The 20,386-nt window shown below is 61.3% G+C and carries 18 protein-coding genes and 1 tRNA gene; 10 read left to right on the plus strand and 9 right to left on the minus strand.

Annotated elements, in window-relative coordinates:
- The first annotated feature begins 89 nt into the window (after positions 1–89).
- A complete protein-coding gene (locus M2339_RS05735; protein WP_264587252.1) occupies positions 90–1,571 on the plus strand; it encodes a M48 family metalloprotease in 1,482 nt (493 codons plus the stop codon).
- A 98-nt stretch (positions 1,572–1,669) separates the two neighbouring features.
- Here M2339_RS05735 and M2339_RS05740 read toward each other — a convergent pair whose 3' ends face one another.
- On the minus strand, positions 1,670–1,846 hold the full coding sequence (locus M2339_RS05740; protein WP_181559709.1) for a Flp family type IVb pilin: 177 nt from the start codon (positions 1,844–1,846) through the stop codon (positions 1,670–1,672).
- 128 nt (positions 1,847–1,974) lie between these two features.
- The gene (locus M2339_RS05745; RefSeq protein ID WP_264587251.1) at positions 1,975–2,145 is read right to left on the minus strand and encodes a Flp family type IVb pilin; all 171 of its coding nucleotides are present in this window, start codon (positions 2,143–2,145) and stop codon (positions 1,975–1,977) included.
- A gap of 91 nt (positions 2,146–2,236) precedes the next feature.
- Between M2339_RS05745 and M2339_RS05750 the strand changes: the two genes are divergently transcribed.
- Positions 2,237–2,647, plus strand: a complete 411-nt coding sequence (locus M2339_RS05750) for a (deoxy)nucleoside triphosphate pyrophosphohydrolase (protein WP_264587250.1) — start codon at positions 2,237–2,239, stop codon at positions 2,645–2,647.
- A gap of 3 nt (positions 2,648–2,650) precedes the next feature.
- Here M2339_RS05750 and M2339_RS05755 read toward each other — a convergent pair whose 3' ends face one another.
- Positions 2,651–3,511: a class I SAM-dependent methyltransferase gene (locus tag M2339_RS05755; protein WP_264587249.1), complete on the minus strand. Its 861-nt coding sequence runs from the start codon at positions 3,509–3,511 to the stop codon at positions 2,651–2,653.
- Positions 3,512–3,554: 43 nt separating this feature from the next.
- On the opposite strand from M2339_RS05755, the gene M2339_RS05760 reads away from it, so the two are divergent.
- The 4 genes from M2339_RS05760 (at position 3,555) to M2339_RS05775 (ending at position 5,953) form a co-directional block, all read left to right on the plus strand.
- Positions 3,555–4,313: a ComF family protein gene (locus M2339_RS05760; protein ID WP_264587248.1), complete on the plus strand. Its 759-nt coding sequence runs from the start codon at positions 3,555–3,557 to the stop codon at positions 4,311–4,313.
- Positions 4,314–4,374: 61 nt separating this feature from the next.
- On the plus strand, positions 4,375–4,632 hold the full coding sequence (gene grxC, locus M2339_RS05765) for a glutaredoxin 3 (protein ID WP_264575745.1): 258 nt from the start codon (positions 4,375–4,377) through the stop codon (positions 4,630–4,632).
- Positions 4,633–4,646: 14 nt separating this feature from the next.
- Positions 4,647–5,471: a carbon-nitrogen hydrolase family protein gene (locus M2339_RS05770; RefSeq protein WP_264587247.1), complete on the plus strand. Its 825-nt coding sequence runs from the start codon at positions 4,647–4,649 to the stop codon at positions 5,469–5,471.
- Positions 5,468–5,953, plus strand: coding sequence for a DUF1178 family protein (locus tag M2339_RS05775; RefSeq protein WP_264587246.1), 486 nt, complete (start codon positions 5,468–5,470; stop codon positions 5,951–5,953). The genes M2339_RS05770 and M2339_RS05775 overlap by 4 nt, the downstream gene beginning before the upstream one ends.
- Before the next feature lie 14 nt (positions 5,954–5,967).
- Here M2339_RS05775 and M2339_RS05780 read toward each other — a convergent pair.
- Positions 5,968–6,044, minus strand: a tRNA-Arg gene (locus tag M2339_RS05780).
- 317 nt (positions 6,045–6,361) lie between these two features.
- On the opposite strand from M2339_RS05780, the gene M2339_RS05785 reads away from it, so the two are divergent.
- The 3 genes from M2339_RS05785 to M2339_RS05795 are packed head-to-tail and all read left to right on the plus strand — an operon-like array spanning position 6,362 to position 9,210.
- Positions 6,362–7,456: a Gfo/Idh/MocA family protein gene (locus tag M2339_RS05785; RefSeq protein ID WP_264587245.1), complete on the plus strand. Its 1,095-nt coding sequence runs from the start codon at positions 6,362–6,364 to the stop codon at positions 7,454–7,456.
- Positions 7,453–8,307 (plus strand): WecB/TagA/CpsF family glycosyltransferase, encoded by an 855-nt coding sequence (locus M2339_RS05790; RefSeq protein ID WP_264587244.1) that lies wholly within the window; start codon positions 7,453–7,455, stop codon positions 8,305–8,307. Before M2339_RS05785 ends, M2339_RS05790 begins: the two co-directional genes overlap by 4 nt.
- A gap of 27 nt (positions 8,308–8,334) precedes the next feature.
- Positions 8,335–9,210 (plus strand): hypothetical protein, encoded by an 876-nt coding sequence (locus tag M2339_RS05795; protein WP_264570333.1) that lies wholly within the window; start codon positions 8,335–8,337, stop codon positions 9,208–9,210.
- A gap of 219 nt (positions 9,211–9,429) precedes the next feature.
- Here the strand turns inward: M2339_RS05795 and M2339_RS05800 are convergent, their stop codons facing one another.
- The 4 genes from M2339_RS05800 to M2339_RS05815 form a co-directional block, all read right to left on the minus strand.
- A complete protein-coding gene (locus M2339_RS05800) occupies positions 9,430–11,010 on the minus strand; it encodes a sulfatase (protein WP_264606259.1) in 1,581 nt (526 codons plus the stop codon).
- Between the two features lie 70 nt (positions 11,011–11,080).
- Entirely contained in the window at positions 11,081–13,381 is a 2,301-nt protein-coding gene (locus tag M2339_RS05805) for an arylsulfatase (protein ID WP_264587242.1), read from the minus strand.
- 16 nt (positions 13,382–13,397) lie between these two features.
- A complete protein-coding gene (locus M2339_RS05810) occupies positions 13,398–15,683 on the minus strand; it encodes an arylsulfatase (RefSeq protein WP_264587241.1) in 2,286 nt (761 codons plus the stop codon).
- Between the two features lie 184 nt (positions 15,684–15,867).
- The gene (locus tag M2339_RS05815; RefSeq protein ID WP_264578913.1) at positions 15,868–18,228 is read right to left on the minus strand and encodes a TonB-dependent receptor; all 2,361 of its coding nucleotides are present in this window, start codon (positions 18,226–18,228) and stop codon (positions 15,868–15,870) included.
- Positions 18,229–18,366: 138 nt separating this feature from the next.
- Between M2339_RS05815 and M2339_RS05820 the strand changes: the two genes are divergently transcribed.
- Positions 18,367–19,254, plus strand: a complete 888-nt coding sequence (locus M2339_RS05820; protein ID WP_264587240.1) for a LysR family transcriptional regulator — start codon at positions 18,367–18,369, stop codon at positions 19,252–19,254.
- 21 nt (positions 19,255–19,275) lie between these two features.
- Here M2339_RS05820 and M2339_RS05825 read toward each other — a convergent pair whose 3' ends face one another.
- Positions 19,276–20,190, minus strand: a complete 915-nt coding sequence (locus M2339_RS05825) for a cation diffusion facilitator family transporter (RefSeq protein ID WP_264587239.1) — start codon at positions 20,188–20,190, stop codon at positions 19,276–19,278.
- Positions 20,191–20,386 lie beyond the last annotated feature (196 nt).

Below are 20,386 nucleotides of genomic sequence, written 5' to 3' on the forward strand. Positions count from 1 at the left end.
ACGGGAACAGCCCAAGGCGATTTGCATTCCCTCAACGTCTGTCTATTTTCGGTTCGTCGCAAAATAGACCTGAATGAGAAGGGGAGGCTATGGGCCGCAAATATCTGATGCTGTGGTTGAGCGGCGCCCTCGTGGCAGGCTGCGCAACCACGCAATCGAGCGAGGCACAGCAGGGCGGTATCCGCACGGCGACCTCGATGAGCCAGTCCGAGCGCCAGCAGGGCGCCAAGGCACACCCGGAGCTTCTGGCGGAATTTGGCGGGGTCTATAATGGTCCGCAGGCCACCTATGTGACCAGCGTCGGCAAGCGCATCGCGGTTCAGTCGAGCCTGTCGAACCAGCAGAATGATTTTACGATCAGCCTGCTCAATTCATCGGTGAATAACGCGTTCGCGATCCCCGGCGGCTATGTCTATGTGACCCGCCAGTTGCTGGCGCTCATGAATGACGAAGCCGAGCTGGCGGGCGTCCTTGGCCACGAAGTCGGCCACGTCGCAGCCCAGCACGGCCAGCGCCGCCAGAGCGCAGCCACGCGCAACTCGATCCTCGGCGTGCTGGGGCAGGTGCTGGTTGGCGCTGTCGCGGGCGATTCAGGGCTGGGCCAGCTCCTGCAACGCGGCATCGGCACGGGCACGCAATTGCTGACACTCAAATTTTCCCGGTCGCAGGAATATGAGGCGGACGATCTTGGCATCCGCTATCTCGCGAGCGCGGGCTACGACCCCAAGGCGCTGTCATCCATGCTCGCCTCGCTGGCGGCACAGAACACGCTGGACGGGCAGGTGCGCGGTCAGGGTACGGCGGTGCCCGAATGGGCCAGCACACACCCCGATCCCGCCTCCCGCGTGCGCCGCGCGCTCACCAATGCGCAGGCGACCCGCTCCACCAACACGCTGCGCAACCGCGACATATTCTTCAATCAGCTGGGCGGCATGATTTATGGTGACGATCCCAAGGACGGGATCGTGCAGGGCAATCAGTTCCTGCATCCGGTGATGAAGCTCAAGTTCACGGCGCCCCAGGGTTTCTCGATCCAGAACGGCGCCAGCGCCGTGGCGGTTGTCGGCCAATCCGGCCAGGCGCAATTCTCGATGGCGCAGTTTAATGGCAATCTCGACGGCTATGTCCAGTCGGTCTTCAATCAGCTGGCTGGGCAAGGGCAGGCGCCGGACATTCGCGTCCAGCGCACCACCATCAACGACCTGCCGGTCGCGTCGGGCTCGGCCAGCATGGCCAACAGCCAGGGGACACGGCTCGACGTGACGGTGGTTGCCTATCAGTTCGGCCCGTCGACAGCCTATCACTTCATTACGGTCACGCCGGCGGGGCGGGGACTGGGATCGCTCTCCACGCTGATCAACTCCGTGACGCGCATGACGGACAAGGAGGCGGCGGCGATCAAGCCGCGTCGCTTGCAACTGGTGACGGTGCGTCAGGGCGATACCGTCCAGGCACTCTCCAGCCGCATGGCGTTCGACGATTACAAGGTCGAGCGGTTCCTGGTGCTCAATGGGTTATCGTCCAACACTGCCTTGTCCACAGGCAGTCGGGTCAAGATCGTGACCTACTGAGCGCTGGATTGAATAAACAAAAACGGGTGGCAACCAAATGGTCGCCACCCGTTCTTATGAGGGAGTCGTCGAAACAGCCTCAGTAAACTGATAATTCGTCAGGATGCGGCTGGCGTCTCGAGCTCGTCCGACACGTTGTTAAACGTGTTGCCGAGGCTTCCGCCAATGGCGCTCATGCCGGCGATGGCGGCGACGGCGATCAGGGCTGCGATCAGGCCATATTCGATGGCGGTCGCGCCCTTGTCGTTCTTGAACAACTTGCGAAGGGTCTTCATAGGATGTCTCCTCAATTCCTTGGTATCAATCACACCCGGCCACTGAATGGGGTCAGCAAGCAGGCTATCGATACGGCGGATTGATTTCCAAATCCCTAATCTGGGGCCCAGTTGTAAAAAAATGGTGGTTAATGGCTGGTCACTTCGTTCGATACTTCATTCCAGGTACGGGTCGTCGATGAACCAAGGTGCGATACGCCTGTGACGAGCGCCAGCACGATCAGGGAGAGGATCAACCCATATTCAACGGCAGTGGCGCCTTTTTGGGATATGAGAAGGCTGTGGATGAAGGCCCGCACGAGGGTTTTCCTGAAAGCAGATGTCGGTCCAACGCGGTGTAAAGCGCAAGCCGTTAACAATTTGTAGGATGATCGCCCGAGCATGACCGGAATGAACCAAAGCAAACCGCCACTGGTCGTCGTCGCCGCGGCGCTGGTAGATGCGCAAGGCCGGGTGTTCGTGCAGCAGCGCCCTCATGACAAGGCGATGGGCGGCTTGTGGGAGTTTCCCGGCGGCAAGGTCGAGGCCGATGAAACCCCCGAAGCAGCGCTGATCCGCGAGTTGCGCGAAGAACTCACGATCGAGACCGAAACCGCCTGCCTCGCGCCGGCGAGCTTTGCGACTGGCATGATCGGGGAGCGACCGCTGCTGCTTCTGCTGTACGTCTGCCGCAAATGGCAGGGCATCGTTCAGCCGACAGAAGCGCCGGACAGCCGCTGGCTCCACACCCACCAGTTGTTCGCGCTCGACATGCCCCCCGCCGACGCACCGCTCGTGGCGATGCTGGACGCGCTGCTCTAGCGACTAGGTCTCGGTGGCGGGGGAGGGGCCCAAAGCCTCCGCCAGCGACACCGTCGCGCTGCCACGCCGCGCGGGACGGGGCTGATCCGGATCGGGCGCCCATCCGCTGCCATGCAGGATCACGAAGCGTTCCCGCGTCCGCCCATCCGGGTCAGCGGCCTGCGCGAAGTGCGCCGCTGCCAGCGACAGCCCTGCGCGCGTCAGCGGCGGCGGCGGCGAGGCGAGGCACTGCGCTGCGCCCATGCCGCGCAGATCTGCCATAAGGCTGAAGATCGAGCCGTAGCGCACGTCCAGATTGTCGCTATCCGCCACCGGCATGGTGAAGCCGGCACGGGCGAGCAGATCACCGAGCGCGCGGACGTCGATCTGCGGATGAATGCGCTGGGCGGGCCTCTCCCCGTCGGCCGCCAGCAGCGCTGCCTTGAGCCGCGCCAGCGATCCCGCGCCGATCATCGTCAGGAGGAGCAAACCATCGGGCCGCAACGCGCGGCGCAGCGCAATCAGCGCGCCCGGCAGGTCGTTGATCGTATCGAGCGTGCCGCAGCACAGGATGAGGTCGAAGCTTTCCGGCGGGTAGGGGAGAGCATCCTCCCGAAGAATGTCGCCTCCGCAGGCTTGCGCGAACCGCGCGCCGGGATCGGCTGCTGTTACCGAGCAACCCCGCGCAGCGAGGGCATCGACCAGGCGGCGGTCCGGGCAGCCGATGGTGAGTGCGGACTCGAAGGCACGCGTCACGTCGTCCAGTCGCTCCAGCATGGCATCGGCCATCGTGGCGTAAAGAAAGTCGTGCGCCGAAAAATTGCCGGCGGCGCGGTCGCGGCGCTGGGCCCGCAAAGCCTCGTTGAAGATCACCGGGACAGTCATGGCCGGGCTTGTGCCGACTCCCGCTGCGTGGAACAAGCCGCTTATGGCCGTTCGGACGATTTTGCAGGCCGCACTTGCGCCCCTGCTCGATTATGCGCTGCCGCCGCGATGCCCCGGCTGCGGCGTCGTGGTCGGCGCGGTGGGGACGTTCTGCGCGGACTGTTGGCTGTCCATCGATTTTATCGGCGAGCCGATCTGCGCGACATGCGGGGTCGACCTGCCGGGGCCGCTCGGCGGGGACATCACGTGCGGGGCCTGCCTATCCGAGCCACCGCCCTATGATCGCGTGCGCGCCGTCATGACCTATGGCGAGATTGCACGAACCGTGGCCCATCGCCTGAAATACGGGCGGCGGCTCAGCCTCGCGCGGGTCATGGCAGAGCATATGACGCGACTGGTCGCGCAAGACGAAACCGCAGGATCAGCCGATCCGCCCCTCTTCCTGCCAGTCCCGCTGCATCGCTGGCGACTCTGGTCCCGTGGGTTCAATCAGTCCGCGCTGATGGGCCGCCATATTGCCCGCCGGAGTGGCGGCGTGCTGGAGCCGGAGCTTTTGCGCCGCGTGAAGGCGACGCCGCCGCTCCATATGCTGAGCCGGCGGGAGCGGCAAAAGATCGTAAAAGGCGCCTTCGCGCTCGCCCCCGGAGCGGCTGCGCGTTTGGCTGGCCGCCATGTGATCCTGATCGACGATATCTGGACGACCGGGGCCACTGCGAGCGCTTGCGCGCGCGTGTTGCGGTCCGCGGGCGCGCGCCGGATCGAGGTGCTGTGCTGGACGCGGGTGGGCATGGACGAACATTGACATTCGTTTCCATGCGCACGACATCCGGTCTTGAGACTTATCACAAGGGAAACAGCCACGCATGGCGCATGTCGAGATCTACACGCGGGCCTTTTGCGGATATTGCGCACGAGCCACGGCGCTGCTGCGAGAGAAAGGCGTCGACTTCGAGGAATATGATCTGACCATGGGCGGCGAGAAGCGTGCCGAGATGATCGAGCGCGCCAATGGCCGCGCCACCTTCCCGCAAATCTTTATCGACGGCCAGCATATTGGCGGCAGCGACGATCTGATGGCGCTCGAACGGAGCGGTAAGCTCGACTCATTGCTGAACGCCTGACCCAGGCTATCGCCGTGCGCGTTGCCATTTTGCAGATGAATGCCGGCATCGATCCGGTCCGCAATCGGGAGACGCTGGTCACGGCGGTGCAGGACGCTGCGGCTGATGGCGCTGCGATGCTTTTCACACCTGAAATGAGTGGCCTGCTTGATCAGGATCGCGCCCGATCAGAAGCCGCGCTGGCGACCGAGGATGAGGATGAGACGCTCCGCGCCGTCCGTGAGGCCGCGCAGGCTTCGGGCTTGTGGGTGCATCTCGGATCGCTGGCTCTGCGCGATCCGGAAACCGGCAAACGTTTCAACCGCGGCTTTGTCATCGACGCCGCCGGCGATATCCGCGCGCGCTATGACAAGATCCACCTGTTCGACGTTGATCTGCCGAGCGGCGAGCGCTGGCGCGAGTCCAGCGTGTACCAGAGCGGCCACGAGGCGGTTCTGGTGCAAACGCCGTGGGGCGGGATCGGCCTCACGATCTGTTACGACCTGCGCTTTCCTGACCTTTTCCGTGCGCTGAGCAATGCCGGGGCGGACATCATCTCCGTGCCCGCCGCCTTCACCGTGCCGACGGGCGAGGCGCACTGGCATGTGCTGCTGCGTGCCCGCGCCATAGAATCCGCCGCCTTCGTCATTGCGAGCGCCCAATGCGGGCTGCATGAGGATGGTCGGCGGACCTACGGGCACAGTCTGGTCATCGACCCTTGGGGCACAGTACTGCTCGATGCGGGGGAGGCGCCGGGACTGTATTTCGCGGATCTTGACCTTGATCGCATTGCCGAGGTCCGCTCGAAAATCCCGGTACTGGCTCATAGAAAGTCTATTCAGGACGTTGTTTTGTCGTGATTTCCTTCGATCTCAAATGCGGCCACGATCATGTCTTCGAAGTGTGGTTCCGGTCATCCGCAGACTATGAAACCCAGCGGGGAGGGGGGCTTCTCCTGTGCCCCACCTGCGGGGATGACAGGATCGAGAAAGCCGTGATGGCCCCCGCCGTCGCGGCCAAAGGCAACCAGAAAGCATCGCCTGGCACCGATCTCGCCATGCCGGAGGGCGCGGTTGCCATTCCAGTCATGTCCAAGGCGGATGCCGAGCGGATCGGTGCGTTGATGACAGAGCTGGCTCAAGCTCAATCAGAAATGATCGGGCAATCTGAATGGGTTGGCGAACGTTTTGCGGACAAGGCCCGCGCGATGCATTATGGCGAAACGGAGAGCCGGTTGATCCATGGGACGGCCAACGCCAGGGAAACCCGCGAGATGCTGGAAGAGGGGCTACCCGTCGCCCCCTTGCTGATCCCGATCGCGCCGCCCGATCAGGTCAACTGATCGCCGCTGAGGGGTGGTGCGCCCGACAGGATTCGAACCTGTGGCCCCCAGATTAGGAATCTGATGCTCTATCCTGCTGAGCTACGGGCGCGCAGGCATGGCTTTATTGCGCGGAAGCATATGGGTCAATCACGGCAGGCAGACGCGCACGCCCAGCATAAAACTTCTTGTCGTGGTGGGCACCGTTATCTTTATCGCGCGTTCACGAGCGAAATGCAGCGGCTTTAACTGGATGTAAGCACGCATCGACTAATCTGAGAGGACAAGCAGCGCTCCATTTGTGTCGCCAAAGCGGCGCAAAACGGGGCGTTTATAGCCTTCGGCTGCAGTTTTCTCCTGCCGGGCTGTTGAATTGACTAGCGTTATGCCCGGATGCCATAGGCCCGGCGCACAGTTCGGAGGTAGGTCTTGGCAATTCGTGTTGCGGTCGTTGGTTTGGGCAAGATGGGCATATCGCATCTTGGCATCGTCAATGCGTTGGAGGATTTCGAGGTCGCCGCAATCTGCGATTCCACCGCTCTGGTTGGGCAGGTTATCGAGAAGTACGGCAAGCTGTCCTATGTGGCCAGTTATGACGACGTGATTTCGCAACCCGGCTTGGACGCGGTGATCATTGCCACTCCCACGACCACGCATGCCCCCATGGTCCGGGCCGCCTTGGAGAAGGGGCTGCATGTCTTTTGCGAGAAGCCTTTGACGCTTTCTGCGGCAGAGAGCGAAGCTCTCGCCCAGCTTGCTCAATCTCGCGGGCTCGTCGCGCAGGTCGGCTATCACAATCGCTTCATCGGCACTTTCAATCAGATCAAATCACTGCTTGAAGCCGGGGCCTTGGGCCGCGTGAGCCATGTCCAAGCGGAGGCCTATGGCCCGGTAGTGCTCAAGCCGTCAAAGCCGACTTGGCGTGGCAAGGCCGGGCAGGGCGGCGGCTGCCTCTATGATTATGCTGCGCATCCGCTCAATTTGGTCAACTGGTACTTTGGGCGTCCAACCGGCTGCACGGGGGCCATGCTGAAGAGTGGCTTTTCGGCGGAAGTCGATGATGAAGTCTATGCAGGCCTGACCTTTGGCGACGGCCCTACCGCCCAGCTCTCCGTCAATTGGTCCGATCCCTCGGTGCGCAAGATGACGACGCGCATCTCGATCTGGGGCGAGGGTGGGAAGATCTATGCCGACCGACAGGAACTCCAGGTGTTCCTCACGGGTGGCGCGCCCATTCCGGACGGCTATCAGGAAGGATGGACCGTCAAATATATCACCGATTTGCAGGCGCCGGTCAGCTTCTACCTGCGCGGCGAGGAGTATAGCGCGCAGCTTGAAGCGTTCGGCAAGGCGATCAAGGCTGGCGGCGTCGACGTCCAGAACGATCTCGCTGCCGCCGCTGAAACGGATGCCACGATCGAGATGATCCGCACCGCCGCGCTCGGCGGGATCAGCAGTGGCGTATCGATGTCGGCACGTCCGCAACGCTCCAGCGGGGTGTTCGGCAGGTTACTCGGCCGATGAGCGATAAGATTCGGCTGGCCTCGCGCCCTGGCTTTGGGACGTGGCAACAATCACGCCTTCTCAACGCCTGGGTGGATTCCCTGACGATCCCCGAGATCATCGATCGACTGGATGAGGGCATGCTTTTCACCCTCAATCCCGATCATCTCTATCACCTTCAGCGCAATCCGGCATTTGCCGCGGCATATTCTGATGCTGTGATGGTCTCGTCTGACAGCAAATATGTCTACTGGGCGCTTGGTCTTATTGGCCGGAAAATCAAATGTAAGACCTCAGGCTCCGATATCGTTCCGGCTTACTACAAGCACCACGCCAATAATCCTGATGTTCGCATCTTCTTTCTCGGCGCGCGGCCGGGGGTTGCACAGCAAGCACTTACACGGGTCAATGGAATCGTGGGACGAGATATTGTTGTCGGCGCTCACGGCCCCTCGTTCAATTTCGTCAATGACGAGGCGGAGAGCGCTGCGGTGATCGATATGATCAACGCTTCCGGCGCGACCTGTCTGATTGTGGGGCTCGGCGCTCCCAAGCAAGAGGTATGGATGCATCGGCACCGTCACCTCATGCCCGGCGTGAAGGTCTATATGGGGGTCGGCGCGGTCATCGATTATGAAGCGGACGCAGTAAAGCGGGCGCCAGCTTGGATGAACCGCAATGGACTGGAATGGGTCTATCGCATGGTCACCGAACCCAGGCGCTACTGGCGGCGTTATGCACGAACGATGGAGTTCTTCTGGCTGGTTCTGGCCGATTGGCTGGGCCTGTATCGCCCTCCTGGATTCCCCTCGCCAATGACGGCGACCCCGCGCTTCGGTGCCCAAACAGACTCTGCCCCTGAGCGGGCCTGACAAAGATTATCGAGGTTTTACAAAACTATGGAACGTATCCTTTTCGGCGATAATCAGTTCTTCGGCATCAATCATATGTCGGAGGAGAAAGCGCGTCAGCAGGCCATGCGGTTTCAGAGTATCGACGCCATCGTAGATGTTTTGCAGATTGCGCTGCATGCCGGGGCGGGGGGCTTCATGTGCACCACCCATGACAAGATCGAGAAGATCGCCGATGACGTCCGGGCCAATCCGGAGAAATGGAGCGGGTTCACTTTCTACCCAGGCATGCCTTATGCTCACAAATATGCCAATGCGGTCACCGAGCTTGGCTATTTCGATGCCGTCCGCAAATTTCTGCCCAAGGAAGGCCTGGTCGACACGATCATGCGCGGTTCCAAGGCCGTGCTAAATAAGGACATCGAGAGCATGATGACATTGCTTGTCGATGCCGAAATGAAGATGTTCCGTGGTCTGCACACGCCGGTCGTTTTCCTCCAGAACGTCGTCACGGATCTCGTCCAGGGCTTGGGTTTCGCCGACGCGTTCCGTGTTTTTTCGGATCACATCAAAAGCCGCTACAATGCAGAGGCCGGCTTCATCACCATGAATGTGCCGAAGCTTTTGCCGATGCTGAAAAGCGTGGGCATTGAGAATCCGATTGTCTGCGCGAACTATAACAAGATCGGATTCCGCATGTCCGGCGGAATTGATGGCTATCGTGAGGTGCTGGAGAAGCATCCGGCCCGAATGATTGCGATGTCCGTGTTGGGATCAGGCGCCATTCGTCCGCGAGAGGCCATAGAGTGGATTTGTGCCGAGCCGCATGTGGAATCGATTTTGTTCGGGGCATCCAGTCGCGCCAACATCGAGCAGACTGTTGGGCTTATCAAGGAATTCGATAGCGCACGCGTCCCTGCCTGAGGGCCTCATTTAACATAATATATATTATCGAACTTGTGTCAGGGCGGTAGGGTTCGCTTCACGAGCTGGTACGCTCTGCCCCCACACGCGCCGCGATGATTTGAACCGACCCTTCCGTCATGCCCGCGTGTCGGGCGTCCGCTCGCTCAACGCGGTTTCGGACAAGTCCGGTATACGTGCAGGACGAAATTCTGTCATCCTGCACGCCTGCCAAAGTTATCAAGATCCGCCCTCACAGGATATGTTCAGCCCCTTCATGCTTCCGTCGAACAGGCTGCCGACCTCGGCCTTGGATATCGGAAACTCTTCCAGCGGGTCTTTCGCGAGGTCGTAATACGCGCAGGAGGGATTGCCCGTTTCTGACTTGATATACAGTAGCTTATAGCGCTTGTTGCGGATGGCGACCTGCCTTTCCCTGTTTTTGAGAGGGATCACGGTCTCGGATATGATGAAGTCTTTCTCTTCATCCCGGACACTGTCTTTTCCATCGAAGAGGACAGGCGCGAGAGATACTGAATCCAGCGGGATCATGTTTCCGGCGCGATTGGGAACCTGCTGAGGCGTGGCCACATGCGCCAGATCGAGGACGGTCGAGTAGATATCGACAACGTGCGTGAGCGCATCGCTATAGCCCGGCTTGATGTCCGGCCCCAGCATGACCAGCGGAACCCGCATCCCACTTTCATAACCGGTGCCCTTGGCCCTGCCCTTCGCCGTCAGGTACATATTGTCGATGAAATCGACCGCCGGGCGGCCATACATGGGCGTGCCATTGTCGCCCAGAATGATCACATAGGTGTCCGGGCTGAGCTTCTTGAGCTCCTTGAGAAATATCCCGAGGACCGTATCGGTCGAATTGACCCAGGACCGGTTCAGGGCCGGCGGGGAGCAGTTGCCGAGGTCGGTGGTGCCGAACTTTCCGCCGCACGCCTGAATCTCGGCGCGAGACTTCGCATCGAGCGTATCTGCGTTCGGCACGAAGGACGGTTGCGGTCCTGCCGTGATATGGACCATGTTGAACGCGAGCCAGGCGAACCACGGCTTGTCGGGCGCTTCAGCCTGGTTGCGCCTGATCCAGTTGAGCGTATCGGCGGCCCGCACGACCGGCTCGAAACTGGTCGGAGCGATGCCCGGCAGCGAGCGGACCGGCGCCGGCTCGGTTCGCCATTCCGAGTCAGGGCTGGCAGAATCCTGCACTTGATAATCATGATGCCAGTAATCGGTGATCGCCCCGTTCAGATTGCCTTCGAACAGCGCGAAACCGGCTTCCTTGGGCTTCATGCCGGGATATTGGTTAAGGCCAGCCATGTGCCATTTGCCGAACACCGCGGATGTGTAGCCGGCGGCCTGCAGATCCTCCACGAAGGAATGCTGCTTTTGCGACAGCCAATCCTCATAATCGCGCAGGCCCGTGTTGTGGGCATAGAGGCCCGTGAGCATGGATGCGCGGGTCGGTGAGCAGAAAGGCTGCGCCCAGGCGTTGGTGAAAGTGCGCCCCTCCCCCGCCAGACGATCCAGCACGGGGGTGGAGGCCGGACGCCCCTTGATCGCGCGGTAATTCGGATGATTGAGCTCCGAGGGTCCGTACTGCTCCACGAGGCGATCGATCATGCCAGGATACATGTCGGACACCGCGTCAACGCCCACATCGTCCAGGATGACGAGGACGATGTTCGGTCGGGACTTGGGCGCATCTTCGGTTCGCGCGACGCCGGGTTGTGCCCACAGCATCAGCGAGAGGCCCAGCGCGCTTGTAGTGGCCCTGAAAGCGGCTGCCGAGACTTTGACGAATTTTTTCATGCGCTTGTTACCTTAAGTTCGGCCCGGACGAAGGACGCAGCAGTTGGCTGCGGCGCCCCTCCCTCTCAGTTCAGTTGGCTGATTTCTCGAAGGTGACTCGGTCGATCGCGAGTTCGGACATGACCGGCTCGGCCAGGTTCTCCAGCAGGGTGCGGACATTGTACCGGCCGATCACACCGCTGCCCCGCAGCGGATAATAAACTGCGACGTCCTGCGACTGCACCACCTTGCCATCTACGATCATGGCGATCGTCGCGGCGCGGGGGCCGACCTTGGGCGCGGCCGTGACCGAGATGCTGACATCATGCCGCCCAACGGAGACTGGCTCGCCCTCCAGCCGCACGCGTTCGGCTTCCCGCCCGCTCGGGTTGTAGAGATAGGTGGGGCGACCATCCTGCATGATCAGCCCCCCGCCCCCGGCCTCATCGCCGATGATCACGATTGGCCCTTTCGCATTCGTGCTCGCGGTGGTGATCGCGGCGCGCATGGTCCAGTCCATGCCGAGGGCCGGGAACGTCCCCTGCGGATAACGGGTTGGCCCCGGATAATAAGTGAACTGGTTGCGGCCATCGACCAGCGAGGGCCGCTTCCCTGCCCCCACACGCCCGATTAGGTCGGCCTGGATCGGATTGACCTGATAGCGCCGTGCCGCCTCTTCGAAATCCTTCTGCAATTCGGCCAGCTTCTGGGGATGCTGAGCGGCCAGATCGCGCGACTGCGAATAGTCCTGCGTGAGGTTGTAGAGCTCCCATTTGAACGTCGACGGGTCCAGCGGGGTGGTCGAGCGGTCGAAAGGCGCGCGAGGCGGCGTGGTCGAGGCCAGCCAGCCATCCTTGTAATAGGAGCGGTTGCCCAGCATCTCGAAATATTGCGCGCGGCGCGTGGAGGGCGCGGTCGCGTTGCCAAAGCTATAGACCATGCTGACGCCGTCGATCGGCTGCTGCGTCACGCCATCGACCTCCGCCGGCGGCACGACGCCGGCTGCCTCATAGATCGTCGGCGCGATATCGATCACATGGTGGAACTGGCTACGGACCTGCCCGGTCGCCTTGATGCGCTGAGGCCAGCTGATGACCAGCCCATCGCGTAGCCCGCCGAGATGCGAGGCGATCTGCTTGCCCCAGGGAAAGGGTGCGTTCTGCGCCCATGCCCAGCCGGCATTGTAGTTCGAGTAGCTATGCGGGGTTCCGTTCTGGTCCGATGTTTCGATCAGTTCCGCTTCGGTCGGCTCGATCCCGATGAGGCTCTGCAACTCCTGCACCGCGCCGCGCCGGCTATCCATGCTGGCGCCATTGTCCCCCTGCAGATAGATGATCATGGTGTTGTCGAGCTGGCCATTGGCCTCAATCTCTCGGACCACCCGGCCCAGCTGATCATCGAAATAGGCAAGCTGCGCGGCCGCCACCTCCATCTGATGGGCATAGGTCCGCTTGGCCTCCGGACTGAGGCTATCCCAGGCCGGCACCGCATCGGGCCGGGGCGTCAGAACCGCATTGGCCGGAATCGTGCCTGACTGCTTCTGCCGGTCGAAGATCTGCTGGCGCATGACATCCCAGCCCATGTCGAAACGCCCCTTGAAACGCGCGATCCATTCTGCCGGCGCCTGATGCGGGGAGTGCATGGTCCCGGGGGAGAGATAGACAAAGAAGGGATTGTCGGGCTTCTGGCTCCACTTCACCCGCAACCAGTCCACCAGATGGTTGGTCATGTCCTTATCGAAAATGTAATCGCCATCCTTGGGAGGCTCGATGGCGTTGCGATTCTCGATCAGCTCGGGGCGGAACTGGTCGCTGGCGGCGGCATTGAACCCGTAGAAATAGTCGAAGCCCATCCCATTGGGCCAGCGATCGAAGGGCCCCATCGGCCCGGTTTCCCAGACCGGCGTATTGTGGTTCTTGCCGAAGAACGCCGTGTCATAGCCATTGTCACGCAGCACCCGTGCGATGGTCGCCGCGCTTTTGGGCATGACAGAGGTATAGCCCGGCTCATCGATGGCGACGTTGGTGATCGAGCCCGAGGCGACGGCATGGGCATTGCGGCCGGTGAGGAGAGCCGCGCGGGTGGGCGAGCACATCGCGGTCGTGTGGAACTCATTGTACCGCAGGCCCCGCTTGGCAAGGGCGTCGAATGTGGGCGTCGGGATCAGGCCGCCGAAGGTGCTCGCGGACCCGAAGCCTACATCGTCGGTCATGATCAGCAGCACATTCGGCGCGCCCATGGGGGCGCTCGGTGCCTTCGGATAATAGCGCCATTCCGGCGCTTGCGTGCGATCTGCCGGCTCTTTCGCCATCGCTGTGCCGGCGTGGGCCAGAACCAGGAGCGAGAGCGCCGTCGATCCTGCGATGCGGGCGATACGGGATTTCATGGGCATGATCAGTCTTTCCTGGTTACCGGGCGTTCTTGCTGATCGTGACGGATGCGATGTCGCAGGTGCAGCGGCTTGCGCCTGGCGCCACGGACGGGGTGTAGGAGAGCGGCGCCGTACCGGCGCGCCCGATATAGGCATCGCCACGGCCGCGGAGAGCCTGGCTTACCGCCGTGGACGCGACCTCGGCGCCGTCGACCCTGAGGCGTACGGTAGTACCGCCTGCAGGGACGGGTTCGAAATCTACCGCAATCTTGTAACGCCCCGCTGGCAGCGCATCTTGGGGAGAAATCTCCACCGGCGTCCCGGCACTCCCGGGATTCACGATGAAGGTGGGGCGCCCTGCGTTCAGCACCAGCGCCATGCCGCCAAAATGGTCCCCCTGCACGTAGATCGGCCCACTGGAGCTTGGGCCCGCAGTCGATACGTCGGCAGTCACGGTCCAGCCGGCCGCGATCGTCGGGAAGGCGTAGTTGGTGTAGCGCGTATCGCCGGGATAGTAAGTAAAGCTGGTCCTCTGCCCGAGCAAAGACGGCCGGAACTGCGGAGCCATCCGCGTATGAAGGTCGGCATTCAGGGGGTAGACCGCGTATCGACGCGCGGCGGCGTCGAAATCCGCTTTGAGCTCTTCCAGTTTCGCCGGATGTTGGGAGGAGACATCCTCCGTCTGGGACCAGTCGCTCCGAAGGTTGTAGAGCGCCCATTTGAAATCGGCCGGCTGCGTGTTGGCTGCCCCATCCCACGGGGCCCGGCCCGGCAGGGTCGATGCCATCCAGCCATCCTTGTAATAGGCCCGGTTGCCCAGCATCTCGAAATATTGCTCGCGATGCCGCTCTGGCGCCGCCGCATCCTTGAACGTGTAGAGAAAGCTGGTCCCATCGATCGGCTGCTGCTGGACGCCGTTCACGACGTCGGGCGCGGAGACGCCCGCGGCCTCGAAAATGGTCGGCGCGACGTCGATGACGTGGGTGAATTGCTGGCGGATCGCACCGCCCTTCTTGATCCCCGCCGGCCAACTCACCACCATCCCATCCCGCAGGCCGCCCAGGTGCGATGCGACGCGCTTGCCCCACTGGAACGGCGCGTTGGTCGCCCAGGCCCAGCCGGCCGGATAAGTGCCGAAGGATTTTGGGCCACCATAGTCGCCCATCGCGGCAATCAGGTCTTGGTCAGTCGTCGGATTGCCGGCGATGACCCGGAGCAGGTCCGCACTGCCGCGCAGGTCTTCCTCGCTCGCGCCGTTGTCGCCCTGGATGTAGACGACCATGGTGTTGTCGAGTTGGCCGTTCCGTCGCAGCGTATCGAGCACGCGCCCGATCTGGAAATCGAAGAAAGCGAGCTGCGCGGCCGCTACTTCCATCTGCTTCGCGTAGGCGCGCTGAACCTCGGGGCTGACCTGATGCCACGCCGGAATCTGCTCCGGGCGCGGAGAGAGCTGGGCGTTGGCCGGAATGATGCCCTGCCGTTTCTGCCGCCCGAACGTCTGCTGGCGCAGCACATCCCATCCCTGATCGAACTGGCCCCGGAAGCGCGCGATCCACTCGGGCGGTGCCTGGTGCGGCGCATGCGTCGAGCCAGAGGCGAAATAGGCGAAGAAGGGATGCTCCGGCCGCAGGTTGTGCTGCACGTCAATCCAGTGGATCAGCTTGTCGGCAAGATCCCGGTCGAGAATATAATCGGGGTCCTCTGGCGCCCGCACCGTGTTGCGGTTCTCGATCAGGGCGGGATTAAACTGATCGGCATAGGGGGCGTTGAACCCGTAGAAATAATCGAAGCCCATGCCGTTGGGCCAGTTGTCGAACGGCCCGACCGGCGTGTTCTCCCACACCGGCGTATTGTGATTTTTGCCGACGAAGCTGGTGTCATACCCGTTCAACTTGAGCACTTGGGCGATCGTCGCCGCGCTCTTGGGAATGACGGACGTGTAGCCGGGCGCATCGAGCGATACGTCGGCAATCGATCCGCTCCCCACCGCATGATGATTGCGCCCGGTCAGGAGTGCGGCGCGGGTCGGGGAGCACATCGCGGTCGTGTGGAAGGCATTGTAGCGCAGTCCGCTCTGCGCCAGGGCATCGAAGGCCGGCGTGGGGACAGGTCCGCCAAAGGTCGAGGCTGCGCCGAAGCCGACATCGTCGGTCATGATTAGCAGCACATTGGGTGCGTCCTTGGGAGCGACCGGCTCCTTGGGATAGGCCTGCCAAGTCTGCACCGGCTCATCGGCCGCGACGGCCGGCACCGGTTGCATGGTCAGGACCGGCAATGAGGCGACAAGGAGAGAGAGGCGGAGCTTGGCAGAGCGGGGTGACATTGGGGCAGTCCTCTTATTCTGGCTCACGCATCCCGCGCGCAGCGAACTCTCACTTTCCGGGCCGGCGCTTCTTCCGGATCGTGATCGTCAGACCCCATTGTGAATGTTCCGCCTGCGATCAGTTGCATCAGAGAAAACCTCACATGCCCTGCCGCCCGGCGCGTGTCCGGGCGGCAGGAACGGATCAGAACGCCCGCCTGACGGTGAGCGACCATTCACGCGGCGCGCCGGGCGTCCCGATGACGAGGCCGATCGGCAGGCGTGTCTTGTTCTGGTAGTAGAACTTGTCGGTGAGATTGGTCACGGCGAGCGAGACCTTCCAATCCTCGTCGGCGGACTGCCAGGTCAGTCGACCATTCAGCATCGTATAGGCCGGCACCAGGGACGCCGGGTTATTGTCCGAATTGGTGTAGAAGGACGACTGATAGGCGAGATCGAGGCGCGGGGTCAGCGTGCCCGCGTTCCCGACGAGGATCTCATATTGCGCACCAGCGCTGACCTTCCACTCGGTCACGAAAGGCGCGATCGAATTGAGCGTGATTCCGGCAATCGTGGCGCCCGCCGCGCCCAGCTTCGTGAGCTGGAAATCGAGGTAGCTGACACTGCCGTCGAACGACAGGCCACGGAGCGGATTGACGGTCAGTTCCGCCTCGAACCCCTTGAACCGGGCGTCGCCGGCATTGGTGGGGGTCGCGTTTTGCGGTGTCAGGACAACCCCGTTCACAACGGTTGGCGCCGTGTTCGAGAAGATGATGTCCTTGTAATTGTTGATGAAGGCAGACGCATTCAACCGAACAGCGCGATTCAGCAGATCGCTCTTGAAGCCGATTTCATAGGCTTCCAGCGATTCGGGATTGAACGGCACCACCTGCTGAATGACGAACGGCCGCGGATTGACGCCACCACCGCGGAAGCCCGTGGAATATTGCGCGAACACCATCAGATCGTCGGTCAGGCGGTAGTCGATATTGGCGCGATAATCCCAGCGCTTGCCGCTGTAACTGCCCACCGCACCGTCGATGAGACGCTGTGCGGTATAGCTCACCTGGCTCGTGTTGAACGGGTTGAAGCGGCGGAAGTTATAGTCCTTCTTGTCGTCGGTGTAGCGAATGCCGCCGGTCAGGTTGAGACGATCCGTGAGATGCGCCGTGACATGGGCAAATCCGGAAACGCTGCGTGCCGGAATGGTGTCATCCGAATAGAAAACGGAAGAGGTCGCAGCCCCCGGCGCAATGATGCTGCCGCCTTCAATATAGCTGGTGGCCTTGTAATAATAGCCGCCCAGCGTCCAATCCAGCAGCCCCGAAATGCTCGTGCCATTGAGGCGCAGTTCCTGGGTGAACTGGTGGTGGGTGTTGGTGATGTTGTTGGTGTTGATGCCATAGGGCGTCGTGTCAAAATCCGTGCCATAACGGCCGGAAATGCTTTGATACGAGGTGATCGACTTCAGAGCCAGATCAGGGCCGAGCTTCCAGTCGATCGAGCCAGAGACTTCCCAGGTGCGAAGACGCGTATTGGGCTGCCACACGACCGTATTGTGGCTACCGCCTGCATCGGTGAATGCGGGAGTCGTGTAATTGGCGTAGTTTGTGTACGATTCCGGCCCGGTGATGAAAACGTTGCGGTTGGTGATGCCGGGCGTCAGCGTCGGCGCCACCGTAATCGCGAGCAGCTTGGTTGCGCTCGGCTCTGAATCGTCCACCAAACGGCTGGCCGCCACATTGACCTCGATGTCGTCACTGGCGATCCAGCGCATAGCGACACGCCCGGCGGTGTACTTCGTGCCGCCTTCCTGTCCGATCACGCAATCTTTGCCAACCGCGGCAGAGGCCGTGAACACGCCGTTAGTCGGGTAGACGCAGCCGAAATCCAGTCGGTCGAGATAACCCTTCTTGCTGCGCGTGGCGCCCGATACACGCACGAAGAGCCGGTCCGGCACGAGCGCGAAATCGCCTGCACCGCGCAAGTCGAGGCGGTCGAAGCTCCCCGTCGTGGCCTCGATGAAGCCGCCTTCGCCCGAGGGTTTCTTGGTGAAGAGCTTGACGGCGCCGCCGATGGAGTTCTTGCCCGCCAGCGTTCCCTGCGGCCCGCGCAGGATCTCCACGCGCTCGAGATCGAGCAGGTCCAGCTGAGAACCAAAGACCGTGCCATGATAGACATCGTCGACATACAGGCCGACGCCGGGCTCATAAGCGAAGTTGGTATCCGCCTGTCCGACACCGCGCACATAGATCGCCGCGCCAGGGCCGAAGGCCGAGGTCGTCGGCTTCAAGACGACGTTGGGCGCGCTGTTCGTAAGATCAGTGACGGTGTTATAGCTGCGCGACTCCATCATCGCGCTGTCCATCGCGGTAATGGCGATCGGCGTGTCCTGAAGACGCTGCGAGCGGAACTGGGCGGTCACCACAATATCGCCGACGCCCCCATCGGCCTCCTGCGCGCTATTGTCGGTTGTGGCTTGTCCCTGTGCCATAACAGGCGTGACGGCAGATAATGCGACGGCCACGACGCTGGCCCGTACGAGTAAAGTGCGAATCTTGGACACGATTCCTCCCCCTTATAAACATTGATCCGTCCCCTCTCGCGGGCCGGTTGATCGTCAGTTCGGAGGAAAGCGCTTGAGAAGCAATGTACCGGCGGGCTATCACCGTGATAACCAATTGGTTATCGGTATGGTGTGGGTATGGCGACGACGAGGCAACTCGAGATTTTTCTGGCGGTGGTGGAAGCAGGCGGATTCCGCCGGGCTGCGGATAAGCTCGACATCAGTGAAGCCTCTGTCAGCAAGCAGATAAAAGCTCTGGAACGCGCGTGCGGCACCGCCCTCTTCGACCGCGCGGCTGGAAAATCGCCGGAACTAACCAGCGGCGGTCAGCGCACGCTGAAACTCGCGAACGAAACCCTTCAGCTTAAAAAGCAAATACAATCGCCAAAATTGAACGCAGGTATCGAAGAGGATTTGGAGTTTATAACGAGGCCATATTTCTTCGAAACATTCGTGAAGCCTAAAATAAAAATTATAAATGAAGCCGTTTATCCGAGTAAATTGCGGTTGACGATCCTTGAATCAACATCGGAGATCGTGAGCCGTCTCTCCACAAATCACAGTGCATTCTGCATCGCGAGATTATATGTGCAGCAGAATGATCAAGTGAATTTTCATTATCTCAAAAAGTCTCTGGCCTCGGTCTATGTTCCTACGAACGTTTATAAAATGTGCGTAGATGGAAAAATAAACATCGACGATTTGCCTTATGTGACTCCGAGCTCCAATCATGGGGTCAACGAGATTTGCATCAAGGAAATTCAATCCCGTGAATTTAATCACAACATAATCCAATCTCAGGTTTTTTCAGATCAGATTATTGCGGAAGCCATTGAGAGGGGCGCCAAGACGTTCCTGCTCGATCATCACGCCCGCTCTGCCGTTGAGAGTGGTGACATCGTGAAATTATCTCATGACGAAACGACCTTCTGGATTACGTTCGTCTGCAGCAAGAAAAGCTCGGACGATATCCAAAAGAGAGTTTTGAGCTCGATCAGGAAAGTCTTTGATCAGGAGATGTTCTAAGTCGGTCGGGGCTTCGCCTTCTCATCCGTGCCGATGCTCTTCCGCACAGGCGAGATCGGCCGCTTCGGTCTGCACCGTCACATGGTGAATGGCGAAGCGCGATGCTATGGCGTTTGTCACCGCCATGCGGACGGCATCTGCCCGCCCCTCTCCGCTCAGGGTGACATGACAGGTACAGCTGATGTCATCGTTCGACATCGACCAGACATGGAGATCATGGACACCGGCAACCCCGGGCACATCAGCGATAACGCGGCGGACCTCGCCCAGATCGAGCCCCTGGGGCGTGCCTTCCAGTAGGATGTTGGTTGTATCGCGCAGGAGGACCCAGGTCCGCGGCAAGACCCACAGGCCGATCGCGATCGCCACGGCCGGGTCAATCCATGTCGCCCCGGTGAGGCGAATGGCAATGGCACCCCCGATCACGCCGATCGAGCCGATCATGTCGGCCCAGACCTCCAGATAAGCCCCTTTCACGTTGAGGCTCTTGTCCTTGCCGGCCGAGAGCAGCCGCATCGAGACGAGGTTCACCACCAGCCCGATCACCGCCACGATCATCATGCCCAGGGACTGCGTCTCCTGCGGCGCGTTGAAGCGCGAGATCGCTTCGGTGAAGACATAGATTGCGATCATGAAGAGCAGAACCGCGTTGAAGGCGGCCGCCAGAATTTCGAACCTTCGATAGCCGAACGTCCGCTTGTCATCGGCGGGCCTGCGGCCGATGCGGATGGCTAACAGCGCGATCCCCAGAGCTGCGACGTCCGTCAACATGTGCGCTGCGTCGGACAGCAGGGCGAGGCTGTTGAAGACGAACGCGCCCACCACCTCCGCGACGAGATAGATCGAGGTGAGGATGAGAGCCAGGACCAGCATCCGGGCGCTGGCTCCGGCGGTATGATCATGGGCGTGCCCACCACCGTGATGATCATGCGCCATGTCGGACTCCTTCCATCGCTAGCTTGTGGGCATTCGCTGCCTACGCCATCCGTGCGCCGTAGCGCGTGTATAATGTCGGCAGAACGAACAAGCTCAGCAAGGTTGCCGATATGGGGCCGCCAGGCCGGCCCGCCTCAGCCAAAAGAAACAGGCCGCACCAACCCAGTGGTGCGGCCTGCCCTGTTTTTGCTTTCGC

Source organism: Sphingobium sp. B2D3C, from assembly GCF_025961835.1.
Classification (GTDB): Bacteria; Pseudomonadota; Alphaproteobacteria; order Sphingomonadales; family Sphingomonadaceae; genus Sphingobium.

Excerpts from the sequence above, each read along its gene's own strand:
- M2339_RS05795 (WP_264570333.1), top strand. The coding sequence starts at position 8,335 with ATGGAACGTATCCTTTTCGGCGATAATCAGTTCTTCGGCATCAATCAT.
- M2339_RS05755 (WP_264587249.1), bottom strand. The coding sequence starts at position 3,511 with ATGACTGTCCCGGTGATCTTCAACGAGGCTTTGCGGGCCCAGCGCCGC.
- M2339_RS05750 (WP_264587250.1), top strand. The coding sequence starts at position 2,237 with ATGAACCAAAGCAAACCGCCACTGGTCGTCGTCGCCGCGGCGCTGGTA.
- M2339_RS05810 (WP_264587241.1), bottom strand. The coding sequence starts at position 15,683 with ATGTCACCCCGCTCTGCCAAGCTCCGCCTCTCTCTCCTTGTCGCCTCA.
- M2339_RS05805 (WP_264587242.1), bottom strand. The coding sequence starts at position 13,381 with ATGCCCATGAAATCCCGTATCGCCCGCATCGCAGGATCGACGGCGCTC.
- M2339_RS05735 (WP_264587252.1), top strand. The coding sequence starts at position 90 with ATGGGCCGCAAATATCTGATGCTGTGGTTGAGCGGCGCCCTCGTGGCA.
- M2339_RS05790 (WP_264587244.1), top strand. The coding sequence starts at position 7,453 with ATGAGCGATAAGATTCGGCTGGCCTCGCGCCCTGGCTTTGGGACGTGG.
- M2339_RS05740 (WP_181559709.1), bottom strand. The coding sequence starts at position 1,846 with ATGAAGACCCTTCGCAAGTTGTTCAAGAACGACAAGGGCGCGACCGCC.
- M2339_RS05820 (WP_264587240.1), top strand. The coding sequence starts at position 18,367 with ATGGCGACGACGAGGCAACTCGAGATTTTTCTGGCGGTGGTGGAAGCA.
- M2339_RS05800 (WP_264606259.1), bottom strand. The coding sequence starts at position 11,010 with ATGAAAAAATTCGTCAAAGTCTCGGCAGCCGCTTTCAGGGCCACTACA.
- M2339_RS05760 (WP_264587248.1), top strand. The coding sequence starts at position 3,555 with ATGGCCGTTCGGACGATTTTGCAGGCCGCACTTGCGCCCCTGCTCGAT.
- M2339_RS05825 (WP_264587239.1), bottom strand. The coding sequence starts at position 20,190 with ATGGCGCATGATCATCACGGTGGTGGGCACGCCCATGATCATACCGCC.
- grxC (WP_264575745.1), top strand. The coding sequence starts at position 4,375 with ATGGCGCATGTCGAGATCTACACGCGGGCCTTTTGCGGATATTGCGCA.